We start from the raw sequence: 5,068 nt of genomic DNA, 5'->3' as shown, positions 1-5,068 counted from the left end.
GCTTCTCCATCAGAATCTCCTAAAACCAAAACTTTGAGGCCTAGGAAAATTGGAATCAAACCGAGCAGACCTAAAATCTCTTTACTAGGAATATAATCTAAGACAAATGCAAAAAGCAAACTTAGTAATATTAGACTAACAGAGCCTAGAAATTGTCCTAAATAGATGTTGATGATGTCTTTTCTGCTTTTTCTTTTGGCAAAAAATAACATTAGGATAATAAGTAAGTCTACGGCTGTCCCAGAATACAGGATTATTGAAGTAACAACATTTTGAATCATAAAACACATCATTCAAATATATTTTTGAATGTATTTTAACATTAAACTTTGTAGATGTCAAAGAGGTCATACTGAATAATTGTTTTTTGTTCTTCATCTACTACGACTGTTGGGTAATTAATTAGCACCATATGGTTACAGTTATGGCAGGTAAATTTAAAGAAATCCCAGTCCAAAATAGCAGAAACAATCTAAGGGGTCTTCACCGCATAAACCCTATCAAATCTTTCAAAAGTACTTTGTTTTCCGCAATTAGTGCAGTTTGTTTTTGTTAAAAAAATTGTTGTCATTCTACTTTTCCTCTTCATCATTATTAAGTAAGCAACTTGCTCTCACTTATTATATTCACAATGCAAAATAAATTTTGGAATTTTTTTCAAAAAAAGTTAAATTGTATCAATTTCAGAACTCACACTTCAATCGCCCATTCTGGAGATATTAAAGGTGGGTACGTTTCTATTCCCACAAACTCCTTGTCAATGGAAACAAACACGTACCCACAGGGTAAATGGAAATAGAAACTGAAATTTTCTAGCTATTACTTCTACTCATTCCAAAAATTTTCTCACTCTGATACTTCCCCACCATAAAGCAAAAAGCCTTGGTTTCAAGGCTTTTCAGTATCCCTTTCGTTCCAATGTTTCTAGGCTTTTACGAGCAGAGCAACACACTCGACGTGTGCTGAGAGCTTTCTTCTATACTAATAGACGAAAGTGAGTAAAAGTGATTTTAGAATTATACTGTGGAACGAAACAGTAGTCCTAGTATTGACTATCTTTCTAAAATCTCTTCAATAAGCGATTCTCCCCCTCTAGCTAATAATTCCTGAATTTTATCCTATGTATGAAATCAATTAACTTCATAGGTCACATGCCTTAGCATATCTGCTGCAATCTCATTTATTGGGTAAGGATAGTTCCCCTTCAATATCTGATAAGAGAGATTTGCAAATACATCCGCATCTTCAAAATCTTTTAGAAAAACTCCTATAGCTTGAATGGACCGATTGAATCAACTTTTTACCCTGTTCCTCATCAATTTGCATAAAGCGCAACAACGCTCTTACAAGAACACTACCTTTAAAGATACATTTTTTACACAAGTTCGCACCTGTCATTTCATAGATATAGCTCTCAACATCAGAATCAAAATCCCTGCTTTCGATCTTATCCCAAATCATTGTCTCAAAGTTTTCAGCTGTTCTAATATGGAACCACCTATTTAGGTAATTTAACATATCAATTGCATCGTCATATCTATAGTCCGGATTAAGATTTGGAGCTTTTTCACTTACTGGACGCAAGAAGTACGAAAAGTCTTCTGGATTTCTCGTCATTACAAAGTTAATAATACATCCTAATGGAAAAACATCACTTCGTTTATCAGCATCTTTCAATAAAGTTAGTTGCTCGGGAGCACAATAGAAAAGTTCCCCAAAGGACGCAGTACCCATAGTTTGGTGGGAAGTTAGAGTATTTAGGTTCTTTCCTAATCCAAAATCAGCTAGTTTTATGATATTATCCACAAAGAAAATATTTGTCGGGCTTAAATCTCGGTGTAGGACACCTCTTTGGTGAACGAGGGAGATTGTATGCACAATTTGTCGAATAATGTTTATTTTAGACTCATCACTTAAAGAACTCGCTTTTACAAAATTCTCTAATGTACTATCAGCTCTCTCCATACTATACGAACAGCTATCTAGGTCAAAATCATATACACGAATAATACCATTGTTCTTTTTAGAAAGTTGATAGACTTTGGATAATCTACTCAAAACATTATTCATGAAAATCATAACTTCTCGCTTATTCCAAAGTTTAGGTAAAGTTTCCTAACCATCATCTTTATAGTTAATAATCACATATATTATTAATGACTATGATAATGTTGATGTGGCTGTGTTCTATCTTCGATATGACAATGACTATCTATGCATGCTTCACCTACACGCTCCAGTTCGATGTTCACATGTTTGATACCTTGTAATTTTAAATTTTCTCGAATGACTTTTTTTATATCACTTTTATCTTTATTTAGCACGATATGCATCATTGCAAGAGCATTAACACCATCAAGTGTCCATACATGTAAATGGTGGATACTTTCAACCCCATCAATCGCTAACACATTTGAGATAATCGCATCAACAGGCATATTAGTTGGCGTTTTTTCCAACAAAACATCAATAATCTGCTTACCATTTTTTAAAGCATTAGACAATACAAACGCCGATACAGCAACTGACATTAAGGGATCAATAATAGTCATATTGGTAAATTTCATTATAATTGCCCCTAATAGAACGACTAGCCATCCCAATACATCTTCAAGCATATGTAAATTTACTGCTTTTTGATTAAGTGACTCGCCTGACCTTGTAAAATAAGTAGCGCCTGCATTCACTGCTACACCAACGATGGCAAAAATAATCATACCGTCATAATGTACATCCACAGGTGTCGCGATTCGCATGACACCGTTATATAAGGTGATTATTGAACCTACGACCAATACTGTTGTTGTCACCAAACTTCCTAATACAGAATATCTACTATATCCAAATGTATAAGCAATATCTGGTTTTTGCTTACTTTTCTTTTCTAATAAATAAGAGATCGCAATACTGATGGCATCACCTAAATCGTGTATGGCATCTGATATAATTGCTATACTCCCTGTCAATAGTCCGCCAAGTATTTCAAAAATTGTAAATGATAAATTTAATAGTAAAGCTATCAAAATATTTCTATCAGTTTTCATTAAGTACAACTCCCTTCAAAAATGAGCTAGAAATTAGATAAACATTTTGGTATACTTGTAATATAAACTATACCTTTACGGTAATGTCAAGAGGAATTTCATGAAATCTTTTTTAACAATCGGTCAACTTAGTAAACTATCGAATATACACATTAAGGCTCTACGTTACTATGAATCCATTAATATTTTAGAACCAACATACATCGATCCAAATAACTCATATAGGTACTATTCTCATGCTACCGTCCTATATGTAAAAACTATTAAAATATGCGCTGACTACGGGATTCCACTAAAGACATTTCGTCATTTTATCAACGAAAAAAATGAAATACTAATGGATGAAATACTGCAGTTAGCACAAAAAATTATAGAAGAAAAAGAACAGACTCTAAAAAAAGATAAAGCCCATATAGAAGATTTTAAATTGCAAATTAAACTATCAAAGCAGTTAGATCAAACATCTCACTATCATATGGAAACTAATGATGAGGATTATCTATTAATTCCTTTCGAAGGGGAGATGCTATCTGATGATTATTATGTTAAGATAAATGATATACTTACTGCGTTATCGTTGTCGTCAGCAGCTTTCAATCAAAGAGTTGGATGCTATTTTAAAAGGAGTAAAGATTCTTGGATACAGTATTTAGCTTGCAAAATAAAGCATTTTTCTAATCATAAACTAGAAAATACACTCTGCCTAAAGGGGGCTCATGTACACGGAGAGCACATCACAAAGGAAAATATCATTCAAAGGATTAATGAGCTAAATACCGATCAAGATATTCAAGAAATACTAATCTTAGAAACTATCGAAAGTCCTTATAAGTTTACTAACCCTCACTTAGAATTAAGATATTTTTTATGAAACGATCACACCTCTTCTCCTATTCGATATAACCATGCACATTATTTAATCTAAAAAAATCTCAACTCCGAAGTACTCCAAGAAGTCTTGGAGACGATTGACATTTGTAAAAAATGGCAAACTACCTACCACCTTTCTTATCACTATCGGAGATACTGGCGAAAGGTTCTTATCCGCCTAAGAACGAAGGGAATACTTTTTAGAGACCAAAGAAGTTTGTAAACTATTTGGTAATAAAATGATGCTGATGAAAATCAATGAATACTTACAAAAGTTTGACAAAGATAATCATTAATGACAAGTCTAAAAACTCTGTAACAGAAATTGTTACGGAGTTTTTAATATTTTAAGAAATTCTTTATGGAAAATTGTATCAATTCCAGAACTCACACTTCAATCGACCATTCAGGCGATATTAGGTGTGGGTACGTTTCTATTCCCCCAAACTCCCTGTCAATGGAAACAAATACGTACCCACAGGGTAAATGGAAATAGAAACTGATAATTTCTAGTTATCACTTCTACTCACTCCAAAAAATTTCTCACTCTGATACTCCCCCCCATACGACAAAAAACTTTGAAATCAAGGCTTTTTAACTATCCCCTTCGTTCCAAGGCTTCTAGGCTTTTACAAGCAGTGATACCGCCTCCACATGTGCTGAGAGCTTTCTTCTAAACTAATAGACGAAAGGAGGTGAAAGTAATTTTAGAATGATACTGTGAAACGGAATTTACTTTTTGAAGCAATTAAAGTACATTTTTCATCATACCACTCTGTGCCAAAATTTGTTAATTAAGGCGACTCGATATAGCATACAAAACTATAGTTGTTATCCTAGTTGATTAAAAAAATCTCTGATTTCCTCATCTTTTATAAAATAATATATAATTTTCCCCTCTCTTCTAGTGTCCAAGATGTTTTGATTGGCTAGTTTACGAAGATGGTGGGAGGCAGATGTCATACTGAGATTTAGTAAACAGGCTATATCGCAGACACAGAGTTCTTCAACAGCAAGGAGATAAAAGATGATATTTATCTGTTTATTATCGGTAAACTTTGATAAAATGCGAAGTGATTTTTGGACTTTTTCCTTTTCAAGGTAGTTCGTTGCGGTTGTAACATTTTTTTGATTTATAACATTCACATGGCAGA

The 5,068-nt window shown here is 33.4% G+C and carries 6 protein-coding genes; 1 reads left to right on the top strand and 5 read right to left on the bottom strand.

From position 1 onward, the window contains the following. The 4 genes from A3GW_RS0106930 to A3GW_RS0106920 form a co-directional block, all read right to left on the bottom strand. Positions 1-281 (bottom strand): cadmium resistance transporter (locus A3GW_RS0106930; RefSeq protein ID WP_018368561.1); only part of this gene is annotated, 281 nt, incomplete at its 3' end. 41 nt (positions 282-322) lie between these two features. After that, complete coding sequence (locus A3GW_RS12050) at positions 323-457, bottom strand: CpXC domain-containing protein (RefSeq protein ID WP_272911892.1); 135 nt, start codon at positions 455-457, stop codon at positions 323-325. A 788-nt stretch (positions 458-1,245) separates the two neighbouring features. Continuing rightward, positions 1,246-2,070, bottom strand: a complete 825-nt coding sequence (locus A3GW_RS10935; RefSeq protein WP_233275316.1) for a protein kinase domain-containing protein — start codon at positions 2,068-2,070, stop codon at positions 1,246-1,248. An 83-nt stretch (positions 2,071-2,153) separates the two neighbouring features. Then, a complete protein-coding gene (locus A3GW_RS0106920) occupies positions 2,154-3,044 on the bottom strand; it encodes a cation diffusion facilitator family transporter (protein ID WP_018368559.1) in 891 nt (296 codons plus the stop codon). Between the two features lie 100 nt (positions 3,045-3,144). On the opposite strand from A3GW_RS0106920, the gene A3GW_RS0106915 reads away from it, so the two are divergent. After that, on the top strand, positions 3,145-3,915 hold the full coding sequence (locus A3GW_RS0106915) for a MerR family transcriptional regulator (RefSeq protein WP_018368558.1): 771 nt from the start codon (positions 3,145-3,147) through the stop codon (positions 3,913-3,915). Between the two features lie 830 nt (positions 3,916-4,745). Here the strand turns inward: A3GW_RS0106915 and cadX are convergent. Continuing rightward, positions 4,746-5,068, bottom strand: a 323-nt coding sequence (cadX, locus tag A3GW_RS0106910; protein ID WP_018368557.1) for a Cd(II)/Zn(II)-sensing metalloregulatory transcriptional regulator CadX, incomplete at its 5' end; no start/stop codon positions are given.

Origin of the sequence: Streptococcus entericus DSM 14446, assembly GCF_000380025.1 — a bacterium.
GTDB lineage: Bacteria > Bacillota > Bacilli > Lactobacillales > Streptococcaceae > Streptococcus > Streptococcus entericus.
The sequence above is the reverse complement of the archived record's forward strand: the minus strand, read 5'-3'. Positions and strand labels throughout refer to the sequence as shown.

What these genes read in the sequence shown, in the direction of transcription:
- A3GW_RS10935 (WP_233275316.1), bottom strand. Translation starts at nt 2,070, where the DNA reads ATGAATAATGTTTTGAGTAGATTATCCAAAGTCTATCAACTTTCTAAA.
- A3GW_RS0106920 (WP_018368559.1), bottom strand. Translation starts at nt 3,044, where the DNA reads ATGAAAACTGATAGAAATATTTTGATAGCTTTACTATTAAATTTATCA.
- A3GW_RS0106915 (WP_018368558.1), top strand. Translation starts at nt 3,145, where the DNA reads ATGAAATCTTTTTTAACAATCGGTCAACTTAGTAAACTATCGAATATA.